Annotated in this window: 14 protein-coding genes and 2 pseudogenes; 11 read left to right on the top strand and 5 right to left on the bottom strand. The window is 40.4% G+C overall.

The window, feature by feature from the left end; all coding sequences use genetic code 11:
• Positions 1 to 215 precede the first annotated feature (215 nt).
• From rapA to P20480_RS03980, 3 genes and pseudogenes are all read left to right on the top strand, one after another.
• Positions 216 to 3,112, top strand: a pseudogene (gene rapA, locus P20480_RS03970) (RNA polymerase-associated protein RapA).
• Positions 3,113 to 3,305: 193 nt separating this feature from the next.
• Complete coding sequence (rluA, locus tag P20480_RS03975) at positions 3,306 to 3,959, top strand: bifunctional tRNA pseudouridine(32) synthase/23S rRNA pseudouridine(746) synthase RluA (protein WP_008131836.1); 654 nt, start codon at positions 3,306 to 3,308, stop codon at positions 3,957 to 3,959.
• An 80-nt stretch (positions 3,960 to 4,039) separates the two neighbouring features.
• Positions 4,040 to 4,984: a DUF3530 family protein gene (locus P20480_RS03980; RefSeq protein WP_033025767.1), complete on the top strand. Its 945-nt coding sequence runs from the start codon at positions 4,040 to 4,042 to the stop codon at positions 4,982 to 4,984.
• Here the strand turns inward: P20480_RS03980 and djlA are convergent.
• Genes djlA through P20480_RS03995 form a run of 3 tightly spaced genes read right to left on the bottom strand, consistent with a single transcriptional unit; the run spans position 4,967 to position 7,509 of the window.
• Entirely contained in the window at positions 4,967 to 5,824 is an 858-nt protein-coding gene (gene djlA, locus P20480_RS03985) for a co-chaperone DjlA (protein WP_008131833.1), read from the bottom strand. The genes P20480_RS03980 and djlA overlap by 18 nt on opposite strands.
• A gap of 33 nt (positions 5,825 to 5,857) precedes the next feature.
• Positions 5,858 to 6,511 (bottom strand): N-acetylmuramate alpha-1-phosphate uridylyltransferase MurU, encoded by a 654-nt coding sequence (gene murU / locus P20480_RS03990; protein ID WP_008131831.1) that lies wholly within the window; start codon positions 6,509 to 6,511, stop codon positions 5,858 to 5,860.
• A complete protein-coding gene (locus P20480_RS03995; protein WP_008131830.1) occupies positions 6,508 to 7,509 on the bottom strand; it encodes an aminoglycoside phosphotransferase family protein in 1,002 nt (333 codons plus the stop codon). The genes murU and P20480_RS03995 overlap by 4 nt, the downstream gene beginning before the upstream one ends.
• 112 nt (positions 7,510 to 7,621) lie before the next feature.
• Between P20480_RS03995 and lptD the strand changes: the two genes are divergently transcribed.
• From lptD to P20480_RS04030, 7 genes are all read left to right on the top strand, one after another.
• Positions 7,622 to 9,868 (top strand): LPS assembly protein LptD, encoded by a 2,247-nt coding sequence (gene lptD, locus P20480_RS04000; RefSeq protein ID WP_033025766.1) that lies wholly within the window; start codon positions 7,622 to 7,624, stop codon positions 9,866 to 9,868.
• Between the two features lie 39 nt (positions 9,869 to 9,907).
• Positions 9,908 to 11,203, top strand: coding sequence for a peptidylprolyl isomerase SurA (gene surA / locus P20480_RS04005; protein WP_008131826.1), 1,296 nt, complete (start codon positions 9,908 to 9,910; stop codon positions 11,201 to 11,203).
• 2 nt (positions 11,204 to 11,205) lie between these two features.
• Positions 11,206 to 12,198: a 4-hydroxythreonine-4-phosphate dehydrogenase PdxA gene (gene pdxA / locus P20480_RS04010; RefSeq protein WP_008131824.1), complete on the top strand. Its 993-nt coding sequence runs from the start codon at positions 11,206 to 11,208 to the stop codon at positions 12,196 to 12,198.
• Positions 12,195 to 13,001, top strand: coding sequence for a 16S rRNA (adenine(1518)-N(6)/adenine(1519)-N(6))-dimethyltransferase RsmA (rsmA, locus tag P20480_RS04015; RefSeq protein WP_006793226.1), 807 nt, complete (start codon positions 12,195 to 12,197; stop codon positions 12,999 to 13,001). Before pdxA ends, rsmA begins: the two co-directional genes overlap by 4 nt.
• On the top strand, positions 12,985 to 13,374 hold the full coding sequence (apaG, locus tag P20480_RS04020; protein ID WP_006793227.1) for a Co2+/Mg2+ efflux protein ApaG: 390 nt from the start codon (positions 12,985 to 12,987) through the stop codon (positions 13,372 to 13,374). Before rsmA ends, apaG begins: the two co-directional genes overlap by 17 nt.
• A gap of 12 nt (positions 13,375 to 13,386) precedes the next feature.
• Entirely contained in the window at positions 13,387 to 14,187 is an 801-nt protein-coding gene (locus P20480_RS04025; protein ID WP_008131821.1) for a symmetrical bis(5'-nucleosyl)-tetraphosphatase, read from the top strand.
• Between the two features lie 156 nt (positions 14,188 to 14,343).
• Positions 14,344 to 16,359 (top strand): methyl-accepting chemotaxis protein, encoded by a 2,016-nt coding sequence (locus P20480_RS04030; protein WP_008131820.1) that lies wholly within the window; start codon positions 14,344 to 14,346, stop codon positions 16,357 to 16,359.
• A gap of 80 nt (positions 16,360 to 16,439) precedes the next feature.
• On the opposite strand, the gene mutM is transcribed toward P20480_RS04030, so the two are convergent.
• Together mutM and P20480_RS04040 are read right to left on the bottom strand one after the other, a co-directional pair.
• Entirely contained in the window at positions 16,440 to 17,249 is an 810-nt protein-coding gene (mutM, locus tag P20480_RS04035; protein WP_008131819.1) for a bifunctional DNA-formamidopyrimidine glycosylase/DNA-(apurinic or apyrimidinic site) lyase, read from the bottom strand.
• Positions 17,249 to 17,764 carry a hypothetical protein gene (locus tag P20480_RS04040; protein WP_033025764.1) on the bottom strand — a complete coding sequence of 172 codons (516 nt, stop codon included), beginning with the start codon at positions 17,762 to 17,764 and terminating at the stop codon, positions 17,249 to 17,251. Before P20480_RS04040 ends, mutM begins: the two co-directional genes overlap by 1 nt.
• 118 nt (positions 17,765 to 17,882) lie before the next feature.
• On the opposite strand from P20480_RS04040, the pseudogene P20480_RS18610 reads away from it, so the two are divergent.
• Positions 17,883 to 18,808 (top strand): annotated as a pseudogene (locus P20480_RS18610) (manganese-dependent inorganic pyrophosphatase).
• The last annotated feature ends 26 nt before the right edge of the window (positions 18,809 to 18,834 follow it).

Here is an 18,834-nt window from a genome sequence, read left to right as displayed (position 1 = left end):
ATTAGTAAAGTTTAGTCTTATTTGTCAATAAAAGTCCGTTTTATTACAACCTGTAATTTAGTTTTTATTTACCTTTTTAATAGGTTAAAAAATGGCGGTTTTATTCTTTATAATTAACACTTATAAAATTAATTAAAAGTGAGCTAAATAGCGCCTTGCAGTGGTGTTAGCTTACAGGTAACATAGCCGCCCTTTTCATCATAGACGAGACATACATGAATTTTTCCTTAGGTCAGCGTTGGATCAGTGATACAGAGTCAGATTTAGGATTAGGCACCGTTGTTGCCATTGAAGGCCGCCAGGTCAGCATATTATTTCCAGCCAGTGGTGAAAACCGTGTTTACTCTACAGCAGAAGCACCCGTTACCCGTGTGGCATTTAATCCAGGCGATGTGATCAAAAGCGTTGAAGAATGGGAATTAGAAGTCGAATCTATTGAAGTACAAGGTGAGTTACTTTGCTATGTGGGCACCCGTGTTGATAACGGCGAAGAAGCAAAGTTAAAAGAAACCTTTTTAGATCATTTTATAAAATTTAATAAGCCACAAGACCGTTTATTTGCCGGCCAAGTAGACCGTTTTGATCGTTACACGCTTCGTTACCAAACATGGCAACATAAATTTGAACGCGAACAATCACCTATAAAAGGATTGATTGGTCAACGCGCTAACCTTATTCCGCATCAGCTTTACATTGCCCAAGAAGTGGGTAAACGTTTTGCACCACGCGTATTATTATCTGACGAAGTAGGCTTAGGTAAAACCATTGAAGCAGGCATGATACTGCATCAGCAAATTATTAGTGGTCGCGCCAGCCGTGTACTTATTGTTGTACCTGAAAACCTTCAGCACCAGTGGTTAGTCGAAATGCTACGCCGCTTTAACTTACGTTTTTCTATTTTTGATGAAGAGCGTTGCGACGAAGCCTTTGCCGACTCGCCAAATGTATTTGATACAGAGCAGCTAGTCCTTACTAGCCTTGAGTTTTTAACCAAGAAAAAGCGCTGGTTTGAACAAGCAACATTGGCTGATTGGGATCTATTAGTTGTTGATGAAGCGCACCACTTAAGCATTAATAACGGTAAACCAAGTACTGAATATCAACGCATGGCTGAGCTAAGCCAAGATATTCCGGGCCTTATCTTACTTACAGCAACGCCTGATCAACTAGGCCATAGCAGTCACTTTGCTCGCTTACAATTGCTCGACCCAGACCGTTTTTACGACTACGACGTATTCAAAGAAGAAGAAGCCAATTACAAAGATGTAGCGCAAGCGGCAAACCAGTTATTACAAGAGCAAGCTCTTGACGACAATGCAAAAACAACGCTAATTGAGCTATTAAAAGAAACCGACATTACCGTCATTCTTGAAAAAGCGCAGCAAGGTGATTTACCAGCGCGTAAAGAAATACTTAACATGCTACTCGACAGACACGGTACAGGGCGTATATTGTTCAGAAATAGCCGCAGTGGCATTGATGGCTACCCAAGTCGTAAATTGCATGCCTATCCAATGGCATTACCAAAGCAATACAAAACGGCCATGTCGGTATTAGGTAACATGAGTGGTATTCAAAACGCTGAGCTGAGCGCGCATCGTGCTCTTTTTCCTGAAAAAATATTCCAAGAGTTTGAAGGTGAAAGCGCAAGCTGGGGCGCCTTTGACCCTCGCGTAGATTGGTTAATCGAAACACTTAAAACACTTAAACACGAAAAAGTACTTCTTATTTGTGCCAAAGCCGAAACGGCTATTAGCCTTGAACAAATACTGCGTGAACGTGAAGCGATTAAAGCCTCGGTATTCCACGAAGGTATGTCGATTATAGAGCGTGACCGCGCTGCCGCCTTTTTTGCAGACGAATACGACAACGCACAAATATTATTGTGTTCAGAAATTGGCTCAGAAGGTCGTAACTTTCAGTTCTCACATCACCTAGTGTTATTTGATTTACCATTAAACCCAGATTTACTAGAACAACGAATTGGTCGATTAGACCGTATAGGGCAAACACAAGATGTAAACATTCACGTGCCATACTTTGAAAACACGGCACAAGAAGTGTTACTACGTTGGTACAACGAAGGCCTTGATGCGTTTGAAACCACATCAACAACTGGCCAGCTATTGTATAAAGAATTTCGTGATGACTTACTCGAGTTTATTTCAGCCCATAACTGTGATGAAGACGAACTTGACCCACTCCTTGAGCAAGTAGCTCAGCAAAATACTGTGCTACGTAAAAAAATGGAAAGTGGACGAGATCGTTTATTAGAACTGCACTCATCGGGACAAGGCGCCGCCGACTCATTAGTTGCTGATATTGAAAAGCTCGACAACCAGTTTGAGTTGCCCAGCTACATGATTAACGTGTTCGACACTTTTGGTGTAAGCCAAGAAGACAAAGGCGAAAATACAATTATATTAAAGCCTACAGAGCATATGTTAAGCGCGTCATTTCCATCGCTTAAAGATGACGGCATGACAGTGACCTTTGACCGTGATACTGCACTTTCGCAAGAAGATGTTCATTTTATCAGTTGGGATCACCCAATGGTGCAAGGCACGATGGATATGATTTGTGATGATGACTTTGGTAGCGCATCGGTTGCCTTACTCAAAAACAAAAACTACCCTCGCGGGCTACCTTTTTTGTTGAGCTTATTTTTGTAGCCGAAGCAATGGCGCCTAAAGCATTACAAGTGGGCCGCTTTTTACCCCCAACGCCTATTCGTATATTGCTTGATAAAGCCAGTAATAACTTAGGCGAAAACGTCGCATTTGACGGGTTTAACCAACAGCTTTCAGCCGTTGGTCGTCAAACAGCAAGTAAACTTGCGGGTGCACTACAAAGCGCAATTCACCCTATGATCACAACAGCAAAAGACATGGCACAAGAAAAACTCGAGGTTATTCGTGCACAGTCGCTAGCTAAAATGCAAACGTCTCTTAGCGAAGAGCAAGAGCGATTAAGCGCGCTCAAGCAAATTAACCCTAATATTCGCCAAGAAGAAATTACCTTTTACGATAAGCAACGCACCGAGCTAACTGCACACATTGAAAAAGCGCAGTTACAACTAGACGCAATTCGCTTAATCGTGGTTTCTCACTAGGGTTTTGAGCTTTTAGTTGTTAGTAAAAATTGCAAACAACAGCAGCTAAGTAAAGCGTGGTATTTATACCGCGCTTTTTTATATTCAAAAAAGCATATAAATTAGAAGCCTTCGTACAGGCTATCAATGTTTTCCTTGAGCCTTTGCCCTTGCTACCTTAAAATAATGTCCTTCAAAATCATTAAGGCCGGCCGTGTTAGTTAATTACAACCCCCCAATGAATCCGTATTTAACCATACTTTTTCAAGACGACGACTTGCTTATTGTTAATAAACCCAGTGAATTATTGACCGTGCCGGGTAAAGATCCTAAGCATGCCGACAGCTTAATTAACCGCGTTAATCGCGTATTTCCAACCGCAAGAATTGTTCATCGTCTTGATATGGCAACGTCTGGCATACTCTGCCTTGCTATGAATAAAGCTGCACACCGACATTTAAGTATGCAATTTCAAGAACGCGAAACCGCTAAGTGCTATATAGCTCGCGTTTTTGGTAAGCTTGAACAAGACAATGGCTCTGTTGATTTGCCACTTATTTGCGACTGGCCTAATCGCCCAAAGCAAATGGTAGATCATGAAAATGGCAAGCCATCACTCACTCATTTCAAAGTACTTGAACGAGAAGAAAACGCCACACGCGTAGAGCTCACTCCAATTACGGGGCGTTCACATCAATTGCGCGTACATATGCTAAGCCTTGGCCACCCCATTTTAGGTGACCGACTCTATGCTCATAAAGAGGCGCTTGCAGCCGCACCGCGTTTACAACTCCACGCACAAATGTTGCAACTAAAACACCCAGTAACCGAACAAGTAATGACCTTTGAAGCAGAACCCGAGTTTTAATGGGCTCAATTACTTAGGAAAAATTAAACTTTTAAACAAGCATGCCGATACCTAATTAATGACGACTGGTTGAGCGTGTTATGGTGTTTGTGCAATTATTTAAAAAGGTTCTGTGTTACATGGCATTTAGCTGTGTAGCCTTTTTAGCACTCTGTACAAAGGCTGCAGAACATATTGCTCCGCCTTCTTTATCAAGTATTGAAAATAGCGATATTAAACGCCTTTTACCTACCGACGAAGTAAAAACAATGCTAGCAGGTGAAACTGAATTTTTAAGTTTACGTAGTGAATACATGAGCGCTGATTTTAGAGGGATTGTATTACTTATTCCCGATTGGCAATCAACCCCTACCAACAATGCTGGAATGAGTTACTTGCGCAAAGAGCTTAACAATTTAGGCTACACCACCTATGCGATGACCACCCCTGATATTGATTGGCAAGCGAGTAAAATAGCTGAGCCTGCTGCAGAAACAGCACCAAGTGCCGCCACTGAAACAGAGAGTCAAGCCAACAGTGAGTCAGAGCAGCCTAATGCTTCAAGTAAAAATGAAGCGCCTCATCATGTGGATGCCATTGAAGCCATCAGCGACGAAATACTCGATAACTACAAACTAAATTTACTTGCTCGCTACAAAGCGCTTTACCTAACCGCGATGCAAGAACCCACTAATATCGTTGTAATTGCGCAAGGCACCAGCGCAGGGGTTTTAACTGAGTACTATGCAGACTTTCCACAGGAGCGTATTGATGCGTTTATTAGTGTAAGTAGCTATCTGCCCAATGCAAAGCGCAATAAAAGCTTAAGCCAAACAACGTCTCTTGTTACGCCTGCATTTTTAGATATTTATTACGCCAGCGACAACCGTGATATTTTAATTAACTTAAAAAATCGCCAGCGCTGGGTTAACCGAAACGCCAAGTTTGACTACCGCCAGCGCCAGTTATTTGGGCTTCGTGATCAACCTCAACAACATGCTCGGCTAACAAAAGAAATAGACGGCTTTTTACGCCGCCTTTTTTAAATACTCATAGGCTGCTTGAATGTCTTGGCTTTTTTTAACCGCCAATTCCATCATATGTTTTGGTAAACCTTGCGATACTAATTTATCAGGGTGATGTTGCGCCATTAACTTTCGGTAAGCTACTTTTACTTCCCGCTCGGTTGCCCCATCGTTAAGTCCTAAAAGCCCAAGCGCTTGCGCACGATTCATATTATTGTTGGGGGGTACATGGTGCCCTGAGCCTTCTTTATAACTACTACTTTGCCCTTGCTGCTGTTGGTAACGCTGTTGCTGTTTTCTAAAGTTAAATTCAGCTTGATAGCGTTTAAGTACAAACGCAAAATGAGTTTTAGAAATACCTAACTGCTTGCTTACTTCACTTAATAACTGCTTTTCTTGCTCAGCTAAAACGCCATCAGAAAACGCCATTTGAATTTGTATTTCTAAAAATAATTGCAGTAAGTCATGACGCTTAGCAAAGCGTTCTTTAAAATCATAGACGGTTTCTTTTAATGAAAAGTCGCTTTGTTTACCCGCTTGAAATGCATGCTGTGCTTCACGGCGTTCTTCGCCTTTCAAACCCATTTCGTCCATAAATAAGCTAGCGGCTTTAATGTGTACCTCGCTTACTCGGCCATTAGACTTTGCAATATGCCCCATCACTGCAAAACAGCTTGAAAAGAATAGCGCTTGGCGCTCGTGAACGTCATCACCATTAAATAAACTTGAAAAACCACCCGCCTTATCAAAATTATTTTTTAAGCTTTTATCAAATAAATGACCAAGGTATAACCCTAAAATAGCACCAAAAATTTTGCCAAACATAAAACCAAAACAAAATCCGAGTATTTTTCCCCACATGTAAACGACTACTCCTATTAATTATGTGTCGGCTTAAGCCAAGCGCTCATTTAATGCCGTTAAACGCGCTGGTGTGCCTATGTCATCCCAATTACCAATATAAAGCTCGGTAGACACTAAATGCTTACTTAGTTTTTCTCGCAATAACGGCCCAAGCGGACGAATGCCCGGCTCTAAACCATTAAAAAAGTCAGCCTGATAACGGCTAATACCCGAAAACGTATATTTTTGACTATCTGGCGATAAGTGGCTCAATGTAAAATCCCCATCAAGATTATGTGGGGGATTTTCAATAAGCACCAAATGTGCCTCACCTGGTTGTAAATGTAATTGCATAAGCGAGCTTACATCGTAATCGGTAAATACATCGCCATTTATCACAATAAACGACTCTCCCAATAAAGGAAGTGCTTGAATAATACCACCCGCGGTTTCAAGGCCGCCTTCAACTTCTTGGCTATAAACAATATTTACACCAAATTGACTGCCATCTTTAAAGTACGCTTTAATTTTATCACCCTGCCATGCAAGGTTTATCACTATGTCGGTAATGCCAGCGGCCTTTAAGTTATTAACATGGTGCTCTATTAGTGGTTTATTTTGCACTTTAAGCATAGGTTTAGGCATAGCTTGAGTGAGCGGCATCATGCGCTGCCCACGCCCTGCGGCTAAAATCATGGCTTTCATAAATTTACCTGCTCTAATCTTTTAGTCACTTTTGGCACTATCGTATTTTTAACCCATTCACTGAGTGCATTAAGTTCAGGATAGCGTTCAGCAACATCTACAATATATTCAAGGGTAGGCAAAATATTAGCTAAATAACCTGTCTTGCCGTCACGCAAATACAGGCGACAAAATATACCGGCGGCTTTTAAATGAAGCTGTAAACCCGTTAAGTCAAACCAAACTTTAAATTCTTCAAACGAAGTATTACTGACTAAGCCTTCGCGTTTAAACTCGTTATATCCAAATGCTAATAGCTGAGCGAGTTCATTGTTAGGGAGCTTAAAATAGCAATCGCGTAACAACGAAACTAAATCGTAACAAAGTGGCCCTCGTACGGTGTCTTGGTAATCAATTATTGCCCACTGAGAATCGCTGTGCATAATATTACGGCTGTGGTAGTCGCGATGCACAGTTACCGTGGGTTGTTCAAGCATGGTTTGAGTGAGTAGATCGCAGCTCGACTCCCACATTTTAAGTTGGTTTGTATCAACGCGTTCAGCAATAAACTCTTTTACTAACCATTGGCTGAATATCGACAATTCAAGCGCTATAAAGTCTTTACCATAGGCCTGCATATCTGAAGCCTCAGGCGTTTGTGCCCACTTGGCTGATAAACTTATTAACTGTGTGTAGTAGTCGGTTCTATTTGCATCATTAAGCATGTCAGCTAAGTGTGTGCTGCCTAAATCAGTTAAAATAAAAAAGCCTTGTTGTTCATCACTTTTAATAATATGCGGTAACAAAAAACCCTGGTCAGTAAAAACTTGATTCAAAGATAAATACGGTGCGTTATTGACCTTTTGTGGATCGGAGTCCATTACAATAAAGTGCTGATTATTAATTGTTAAGCGAAAATACCGCCTAAAACTCGCATCTCCGGTTATCGCCTCAAGGGTATCTGGCCGTTTGCCAAAGTGGGTCGTTATGAAGTGTTGTAAATTATCAAAGCGTGTCATTTTATAAGATATCTATTTTTAACTAAGTTAATTAGGTCAATTACTGTATTTGCCATTATTTTCCTTTATTATGTGTAAATTATATTTATACACACAGTATTAGGGTCAATAAATGAGCAAAACCTGGGGCATTTTGATGCTAAGCGTAGTTAGCGCACCATCGCTTGCCGAAACTGAACTGACACACAAACTTTGTGGCACTTCAATGCAAACCAGAGCTTGGCAACCGCTACCTGGCGTAAAACTCGGTAATGTTGACATTAAAGCTGATGATGTAGAACTCCTTGGTACTCAAAGCGCCGAATTTACCGGCAATGTTGATATTAACACCGTTAATATGAGTTTGTCCGCACAAACTGCATTGATAGACAAGCAACGTGGTTTACTTAATGCCACAGGTCCTATTGTATATCGCGATGCTGTTAGTAACGTAAATAGCTCAGGGTTAAATGCCGATTTAAATAACTCAGAAATTAGCCTGTTAGGTGCTGATTACAAGCTAACAGAACAACAAGGTAAAGGCGGTGCTGAAAAGCTCACTATAAATGATTCTGGCTTAGTACTGATGAATGCAAGCTTTACTGCTTGTCCGGGCGAAACCCCAGCTTGGGAAATTGAAGCCGACGAGATTAATTTATCTCGCGAAGAAGGTTGGGGCGAAACTCACAACGCCATACTTCGAATTTTAAATACCCCTGTTTTGTATTTACCTTATTTTACTTTTCCATTAGACGAGCGCCGTAAATCGGGATTACTCACGCCTAGTATTTCAAGTTCAGACAAGTATGGCTTAGAAACCATTACTCCTTATTATTGGAATATTGCGCCTAACTTAGATGCCACCATCACGCCGCGTTATATGGCTAACAAGGGTTTGCAACTAAAAACAGAGCTTAGATATTTAACCAAGCAACATGAAGGCCTAGTGGGTATAGAATACCTAAACAAAGACGACTCAGAGCCAGCGCTTGGTGAGCGCTACATGTTTCATTGGCAGCAAAAAAGTTACTTAAACGAAAATTGGCGAGCAAGTGTTGACGTTACCAATGTAAGCGACGATAACTACATTACTGATTTAGAATCAAGTTATGCGAGTAAAACCGACACCCAACTTTATCGTACCGGCGTACTGACCCATTTAGGAGACACATGGCGGACCGATATAAAAGTTCAAAACTTTGAGGTACTGGGTGATCACTTAGAGTCGTACACTGCTATCCCACAAATTAATTTCACACAAACAGCACCATGGAAATTTGATCATTTTGATTTTAGCGTGTCTGGTGAGTTGAGCCATTTTACCAACAGCTCTGCAATTATAGATCAAGCAACTCGAGTTCATATTGAGCCAAAAGCACGGTTTGATTACGACCAATACGCATGGTCATTTTTATCTGAAGTAAGCTTATTACAAACAAATTACGATCAACAAGGTGACCTATCTGGCACACAGTTTAAGCAGAGTGTATCGCGTACTTTGCCAAAAGTACGTTTATATTCACAGCTTAATTTTGAGCGCGATACGTCCTACCTTGTCCAAGACGGTATTCAAACACTAGAGCCGCAAATACAGTATTTATATACGCCTAATAAGGATCAATCTGATATTGGTTTATACGATACAACCAAATTACAAGACGATTATTACGGCTTATTTAGAGACACACGCTTTTCTGGTGTTGATCGAATAGCTGCTGCAAACCAGTTTACGCTCGGTGCAACAACGCGCTTATTTGATAAAAAACAAGAAGAGATTTTTAACTTTAGTGCCGGACAAATCTTTTATTTATCTGATGATGCCAAGCCAACCGAGCAAAGCTTAAACTCAGATACCAATTACAATGCATTATTTGCAGCGCAAACCATGGTACATTGGCATCGTCGTTGGTATTTTTCTGCGGGTATACAGTACAACACTGATAGCAAACAAATGATTCAATCAAATGCCACTTTAGATTACAAAGGTGATAATAATCAGCTAGTGCAATTGAACCATCGCTATGCAAATGATGTCTCAGGAAATACAATCGAGCAAACAGGTGTGTTTACAAGTATTCCAATAAGTGACGAATGGCAGTTTATTGCAAGCTATCATCGCGACCTTGAAAACAACCGAAGTGTCGAAATATTAAGTGGATTGCAGTATGAATCGTGCTGTTGGGCGTTTCAAATTACTGGTCACCGCCAAATCGAAACTGATTTAAATCATTCAATAGGTACAGAGCAAGCCACCTTTGATTCAGGTATTAGTTTTAATTTTGTACTAAAAGGACTGGGAAGTAAAAGCCGCTATGATGCACAAAAACTATTACAACAAGGTATTTTTGGCTATCGTAGACCGTATTTTCTTAATAACTAGTATCACAAACGTACTATTAGCAAGAGTAGTAAATAGAACATGACTTTAAAAAAATTATTAGTATCAACCGTTTTAAGTATCAGCCTGTGCCAAAATGCATTTGCTGAACCAGTAGAAATTGACAAAGTTGTTGGCATTGTAAACCAAGGTGTTATTTTACAAAGCGAAGTAAACTCCATTGTTGATCGCGTAAAAAAGCAAGCCCAAGAACAAGGTCAACAATTACCTAAAGACGAAACTTTACGTGTGCAAGCCATGGAACGTTTAGTTAGCCAAGCACTGATGATGCAAATGGCTGAGCGCATGGGTTTACAAATTTCTGACAGCCAGTTAGATCAAACGCTTGCTAACATTGCAAAAGAGCAAGGCGGTACAATTAGCGATTTACGACGTACGGTTGAAGCATCTGGCGATAGCTTTCAAGCATACCGTGAAGAAATACGTAAAGAGATCACAACACAACAAGTTACCCGCGCAAACGTTGACCGCCGCATTTATATTAGTGAGCAAGAAGTCGATAATTTATTAAAAATAATGGCTAGCCAAGGTCAAAGTGCGGAAGAGTATGATATTGGCCACATCCTGATCGATATTCCTAACGAAGCAACAGCAGATGAAATATCAGCGGCTAAAACACGTGCTGATAAAGTTATTGAATTACTTAACGACGGCCAAGAATTTAAACGCATTGCAATTTCATCATCAAGCGGCTCAAAAGCACTTGAAGGCGGTCAATTAGGTTGGATGGGTATAAATGAGATGCCTTCTCTTTTCGCTGAAGCTGTAAAGAGTAAAAAGAAAGATGCTATCGTAGGGCCACTTCGCTCAGGTGCTGGCTTTCATATTATTAAAGTTCAAGATGTGCGTGGCCTACAAGTAGTTGAAACAACAGAAGTGCGCTCACGCCACATACTTATTGAACCTTCAATTATTTTAAGCGAAGAAAAAGCACGTAATATGCTTGCTGGTTTTGCTAAAGACCTACGTGCTGGCAACGCTGATTTTGGCGAGCTCGCAAAAGAATACTCTGAAGATCCAGGCTCTGCACTCAAAGGCGGCGAATACGATTGGACTGATCCAACCACCTATGTCCCTGCGTTTAGAGATACATTACTATCGCTCAAACAAAACGAGATTAGCGAGCCTTTTAGAACCCAGTTTGGTTGGCATATAGTACAACTACTCGACAAACGTGTTGCTGATAAAACAGAGTTAGCAAAACGTAACCGCGCACATGGCATGCTATTTAACCGTAAATTTAAAGAAGAAAGCTTCAACTGGCAGCAAGAAATGCGCGAACAAGCCCATGTTGAAATTTTCCCTACAGACGAATAAATATGACCTTAAGAATAGCAATTACACCAGGTGAACCTGCCGGTATTGGTCCAGATTTGCTCATTACGCTTGCTCAGCAAGCGTGGGACGCACAACTTGTTGTGCTTGCTGATGCCAAACTTTTAAAAGAACGTGCAAAACTTTTAGGTTTACCTATAAACCTCATTGAGTTTGATGAAAGCGCTCCTGCTAAAGCAACACCCGCAGGCAGCGTGTATATTTATCAAGTCAATTTAGGTGATGATGTAGAGTTAGGCGTACTTAACGATGCTAATGGCCAATACGTGTTAGACACCTTGCGTATCGCAAGCGAAAAAAACATGGATGGCACGTTTGACGCTGTAGTTACAGGCCCTGTTCACAAAGGCATTATTAATAAAGCCGGTATTTCATTCAGTGGCCACACAGAGTATTTTGCACAGCAGTCAAACACAGCAGATGTTGTCATGTTATTAGCCACTGAAGGACTTCGTGTTGCGCTTGTGACAACACATATTCCACTGGCTTATGTTTCTCGTGCAATCACCGAAGACCGCCTGACCAAGGTTGCCACTATTTTAGATCACGACTTACGGACTAAGTTTGGTATTGAAAAGCCACGTATATTAGTCTGTGGGTTAAATCCGCACGCCGGTGAAGATGGTCACTTGGGCCGTGAAGAAATAGACACAATTACCCCTACCCTTGATATTTTAAGAAGCCAAGGGATGAATTTAATTGGTCCACTACCTGCCGATACATTATTTCAGGATAAATACCTTTCTGAGGCCGATGCCGTACTTGCTATGTATCACGATCAGGGTTTACCTGTGCTAAAATACAAAGGATTTGGTAAATCGGTGAATATCACGCTGGGTTTACCTTTTATTCGCACTTCAGTTGACCACGGTACAGCGCTAGATTTAGCTGGTACAGGTACAGCCGATGTTGGAAGTTTTGAATTAGCGATCCGCGAAGCAATTAAGCTCGCCCATGAAAAAGCACAGAATCAATGACCGATAAAGTACACTTAGGACACCGCGCCCGAAAACGTTTTGGACAAAACTTTCTATTTGATGAAATGATCATCGATAAAATAGTTTCAGCAATCGATCCTAAACCAGAAGATAATTTAGTAGAAATAGGCCCAGGCTTAGGTGCGATCACCGAACCTGTGGCTGAACTTAGCGGACACCTAACAGTTGTAGAGCTAGATAAAGACCTTGCAAAACGCTTAATTGAACACCCATTTTTAGGGCCAAAATTAACGGTAAACCAAGGCGATGCAATGAAGTACGACTTTGCAAGCTTAGTTAAAGACGACAAAAAGTTAAAAGTGTTTGGTAATTTACCTTACAACATCTCCACGCCATTGTTATTTCATCTTTTTGAGTTTGCCGATAACATTGAGCACATGCACTTTATGCTTCAAAAAGAAGTTGTAAAGCGCATGGTTGCAGGTCCTGGCAGTAAAACATTTGGTCGTTTAAGCGTGATGACGCAGTACTACTGTAATGCAATGCCTGTAATTGAAGTGCCACCAGAGTGCTTTAAGCCCGCTCCTAAAGTTGACTCTGCAGTTATTCGCTTAATTCCTAAAAAGCCTGAACAACGAACAGCTAAAAGCGTAAAAATACTTAACACTGTATGTTTAGAAGCGTTTAATCAACGCCGTAAAACATTACGAAACAGCCTTGGCAACTTACTTACAGCTGAAGAAATGGCAAGCATAGGTGTTGACGCTACATTACGTGCTGAAAGTTTATCTTTACAACAATTTATTGATATAGCTAACTGGATTTATGACAAAGAGCAGTAATATTGGATCACCTGTAAAGGTGTCTGTAGAGACATTTTATGTTGAAGGTCAATCACAGCCGGAAATAGAAAAATACGTATTTGCCTACTCTGTAACAATAAAAAATCATAGTTTATGTAGTGCTAAGTTATTGCATCGTTATTGGTTGATTACAGACGCAAACGGCAAAGAAGTTGAAGTTGAGGGCGAAGGCGTTGTTGGCGAAACCCCAACAATTGGCCCAGGTGAGAGTTACAAATACACCAGTGGTGCTATCCTAGATACACCTGTTGGTACAATGCAAGGCCACTACACGCTACGCAACGAGTTTGGTGCAGAGTTTGAAGCACCTATTAATGTATTTCGTTTAGCTTGCCCTAATATTTTGCATTAGTAAAAACGCTACATGGCCGATTATGCAATAGGTGATTTACAAGGGTGCTTCAAAGAATTCAGCACCTTGTTACAAAGGGTTGATTTTAATCCAAGTAAAGATCACCTATATTTAGTGGGTGATATTGTTGCCCGTGGTCCTGACTCACTTGCCTGCCTTGATTTCATCTATCAACATCAAGACAGCATGACAGTCACACTGGGCAATCATGATTTGCACATGATTGCTTGTTATTTTTTAAATAAACCGACTAACCCAAAAGATAAATTAGCCCCTATTTTTAAAAGCAGCTTACTCAAGCGTTATATCTCTTTTTTACAAACCCAACCACTCGCTTTATATTTAAAAACACATAATTGCTTTATCTCCCATGCAGGCTTAAACCCTGATTGGTCAATTGAAGATGCATTGCAACACGCAAAATTTGCTCAAGCTTGCTATCAATCAAAGAATGCAAAAAACTTTTTTAAGCATATGTACTCTCCCCATCCTAAAAAGTGGTCAACAACACTCAATGACTACGAAAAGTTTAGATATATAGTTAACTACTTTACCCGCATGCGCTTTTTAACCCATGACCATAAGCTAGACCTTAATGCAAAAGGTGCAATAGCAGATAGCAAAATGTTAACACCGTGGTTTATGCACAAGAACATTCTCACACTTAAGGATGAGCTTGTTTTTGGCCACTGGGCATCACTTGAGGGTAAAACAGGGGTTAACCATGTTCATGCTTTAGACACAGGCTGTGTATGGGGTAACGGGATGACGTTAATGGAACTTAAAACAAAAAATCTATTTATAGAAAAATGACTCTTTTTACCTAAATAACCTAGAAAAATTCCAATACATCTGTTAGATTTATAAACTAATAGTTAAAATTAATTAAAGTAATTGATTTTAATTACTTAACTTATCCGAATAAAAGCCGATAAGTTTTAATTAAAGTATCTTTGAGTGGAAATCCATATGAATCTAACAGTGAGCCAACGTATTTGGGGTGGTTTTATATTTATCACGCTATTACTTTTAATTATTGGCGGCAATTCGTTAATTAAAATAGCGAATATAGACCGTTCTACTCAACAGGTGAACCAGCTATCATTACCGGCATTAAACAAAAGTTCAGAGCTACAAGCTGAATTCATATTAATGAGTAAGGCAGCACAAGCAAGTTTTTATACTTCATCTGCAAGTGAGCTTGAACCCATTAAAAAAAGAGTATTCGAACAAAAAAAATCATTCAACGAACTCCATGCACAGCTTCAGAGCGTTGTTAAAAACGACCCTGAACTAAGTAAAAGTAGTCAAAGTGTTGAGCAAACCTATGAAAACTTTTTAAGTATTGTTGAAAACTTACTCGAAGATAAAAATAAACAACTGGCATTAAATAAAACACTCACTGCACAAATTGAAGCCATTGAGCTTAGCGCAGAAGATGCTAACTCAGTAGTTTTAGACATAATTGATATAGATGGTTTTGAACAAGACCACCCTCGTGCTTTCCAAGCTGCAAATAACTTGGAAAATAACTTTATGTCGGTGGTTACCAACAGTACCGACATGTTAACAGTAAAAACGTTGACCACATTAGATATCGTTAAAAGTGAGCAAACCTACTATCTTGAAGAAGTAACACGCACTGTTGCTCTAATTAAACCGGCTATTGAGCAAAGCCATAGCGACTTGTTTAATGACCTCAAAGAGCATGTTGAAGCACTTGAGAGTAACGTAAAAGGTAACAACAGTTTAGCCGCGAATAAAAAACGTTTAATTGATTCAATTGCGCTCACTGAAAAAGAGCTAGCCGACTCAGAAGCCGCAACAAAAATAGCACTTAATCAAATTGACGAGTTAGTTTCGCAAGCAAGTAATGTTGCCTTTGAGCTTCAAAAAGGCGTTCGTAACGACGTAGACTCAGCAAACTTATGGACATGGGTTGGTATGATAATAGCAACTCTACTCGCCATCGCTATTGCATATATAACCGTAAGCCGTATTACCAAGCCACTTGCCGAAGTAAACAGAATTTTAGATATTGTAGCCAGTGGTGATATGACTCAACGCTTGGATGACAGCGCTAAAGACGAATTTGGCGAGCTATCAAAAAGCTGTAATACTCTAATAGACAGCTTACGCAGCTTAATCAAAGGGATTATTTCTCGCTCGACCCAATTAGCAGCTGCATCAGAAGAGACTTCGGCAATTACTGCAGAATCAAGCCAAGCTATTAGTAACCAGCAGGCACAAGTACAGCAGGCAGCAACAGCAACGACTGAAATGAGCAGTACATCGCAAACAGTAAGCAATAGTGCACAGCAAGCATTAAGCGAAATTAAAAACGCAGATAAAGAAGCTGAACGTGTTAAAGGTATTTCAAACAATAACAAAGCAACTATTGAGCAACTTGCGCGCGAGGTTGATGATGCCTCCCAAGTTATTAATAAGCTTCACCAAGATAGTGCATCGATTGGCAGCATACTTGATGTTATTCGTGGCATTGCAGATCAAACTAACTTACTCGCGCTTAACGCCGCAATCGAAGCAGCGCGTGCAGGTGAATACGGCCGTGGCTTTGCCGTTGTAGCAGACGAAGTACGCTCACTGGCAAGTAAAACTCAAGAGTCAACCCAAGAGATCCAATCAATGATTGAATCGCTACAAACGGGCGCAGAAGCGGCTGTAACAGCAATGACCAAAGGTAAGCAACGCGCAGTATCGTGTGTAGAGCAAACTGACTTAGCAAGTACAGCGCTTGACTCAATCACCTTTGCGGTATCGCAAGCCCATGACGTGAGTGAAGAAATATCTACAGCAGCACTTGAGCAACAACAAGTGGCTGAAGAAATTAGTGAACGTTTGGAGTCAATTGTTGCTATTGCAGAACAAACAGCTGAAGGCGCAAGCCAAACTAATATCTCAAGCTCTGAAGTAGCAAAACTAGCCGAAGAGCTGCGTTTATCGGTAGACGAATTTAAAGTTTAAAACGCTTTGTATATACTAAAAACCCCGTTAGCACCATGTGTTAACGGGGTTTTCTTTATAGCATTAGAAAGTAAAGGTAGTTACTTTTGGCAATGTGAACAAAAAACAGTACTACGCTGCCCCAGCCTTATTTCTTCCAGCTCATTATCACACGTTAAACAGGGCTTTCCTTTTCGCCCATATACCAATAGCTCTTGAGCAAAATAACCCGGCTTACCATCACTTTGTGCAAAGTCTTTAAGCGTGGTACCACCTTGAGTTATAGCGGCAGCAAGCGTGTCTTTTATTATAGGGATAAGTACTTGATAACGCTTAAGTGACACCTTCCCCGCTTCGCGCTTTGGATGAATCCCAGCTTTAAACAATGACTCGTTAGCGTAAATATTCCCAACCCCTACTACCACAGCGTTATCCATAATAAACTGTTTTACAGGTACTTTTTTATTGCGTGACTGCTCGTACACCCGCTTTGCGAAAAAGTTATCCGTTAAGGGCTCTGGGCCAAGCTTTGAGAGTAACTTATGCACCTCACCTGGCTCTTGCCATAAGCAACACCCAAAGCGGCGAGGATCGTTTAAGCGCAGCGCTTTATCATTAGCAAATACAAATTCAACATGGTCGTGCTTTTTTAAAGGCTCGCTCTTATCTACAACCCGTAGGTTACCTGACATACCTAAATGTAAAATAGTGCTACCAAGCTCACAATGCAGCAATAAATATTTTGCACGGCGCTCAATATTGGTAACAGTTAACCCCTCTAGCTGGTAAACATCGTCAGGTACTGGCCAGCGCATACTCGCATTATAAATATTAACCTTGGTTACAACTTGGTTTTTTATATGAGGAGTAATGCCCATTCGGCTCACTTCTACCTCTGGTAATTCAGGCATTAATTAGACCCACTTTGTGAAAAATCAAAACTAGGAAACAGCTGTGTAGCTATAGTTATATCAAGTGCAAATACGCGCTGAGTACTTTTTTCGAGTAAATAATACTGATTATTTCCTTTGTAAAGTAAATATACCCAAGGCAAACTTTCTCCAGCTAATTCAAATGTGGCAACAAACAAAGGCGCATTTGGGTTAAAAACCACAGACTCATTAACCACTGGCAACTGTATTCCTTGCCAAATATTAACAAGTTCTTGTAGTTGTTGCTCTGACGGTTGCCAAAAAACAGGCACATCTTTCTTTATTGCAGTTGTACGCCAACTAGTACCAATACGCTCAATTTTTTGATCAACAAAACTAAGGGTTAAAACAAAGCTTTGTGTAGGTAACACCGCTTGCAATGTGGGCTCTTGTTCACCACTTAAAAACTGCTTATGCCAACCATTTAAAAAGAAAATCATAATCAGCATCGAGAAGATTATAACGTTATTCCACCCCTTACGGCCCAGTCGCATATTTATACACCTAGTAAATTCAATATTTTAAAGTGTAACTAAAACTTAATTGCACTGTCTATATGTTAAAGGGCGCAGACTTTGTTAGAATATCGGCAAATTTAAAGGAGTTCCGTCAATGTCTATGTATGTAGTGGGCCATAAAATCCCAGATTCAGATTCTATTTGTGGTGCAATTGCACTGGCTTATTTAAAAAACCAAATTGATGAGCCGGCAATACCAACTCGTCTTGGTGAAGTTTCACCAGAAACTCAATTTATCCTTGATAAATTTGGCTTCGAAGCACCTGAGCTTAAATTAAGCTACGCGGGCGAAGATGTGTATATTGTCGATCACACAGAAAAACACAAGCACCTGATGATATCGACCAAGCCCGCGTTGTTGGCGTGGTAGATCACCATAAATTAGGTGACTTAACATCATCTACTCCGCTTGAATGTTGGATCCGTCCTGTTGGCTGCTCAAATACCATTATTAAAATGATGTACGATTTTTACAGCGTAGAAATCCCTAAAGACATCGCAGGTATTATGATGTGTGCAATTTTAAGCGACACCGTAATATTTAAATCACCTACATGTACCACTGCCGATATTAAATGTGTTGAAGCACTTGCTGAAATTGCGGGTGTTGAAGACTTTAAAGAACTAGGCATGGATATGTTTCGCGTTAAGTCTGCAGTAGAAGATACACCTGCACGTGACTTAGTTATGCGTGACTTTAAAGATTTCAACATGAACGGTAACCTAGTAGGTATTGGCCAACTAGAAGTAATCGACCTTGCTGTGTTTGACGATATTAAAGCTGACCTTGAAGCTGATATTGCAAAGCTTAAAGCCGAAGGTAATCGTCACTCAGTATTTTTGCTGCTTACCGATATTATGAAAGAAGGCTCACAAATGCTAATTGTATCTGACGATGCAAACTTAGTTGAGCAGGCTTACGGCGTAAAACCAGAAAATGATAAAGTATGGTTAGATGGTGTATTAAGCCGTAAAAAGCAAGTAGTACCTCCACTACAAGATGCGTTTGCTAAAGCCTAATAGCTTTAATAAATAACACTAAAAAG

This window comes from Pseudoalteromonas sp. BSi20480 (assembly GCF_000241365.1).
Taxonomy (GTDB): domain Bacteria; phylum Pseudomonadota; class Gammaproteobacteria; order Enterobacterales; family Alteromonadaceae; genus Pseudoalteromonas; species Pseudoalteromonas marina.
This window is presented reverse-complemented; position numbering and strand designations above follow the sequence as displayed.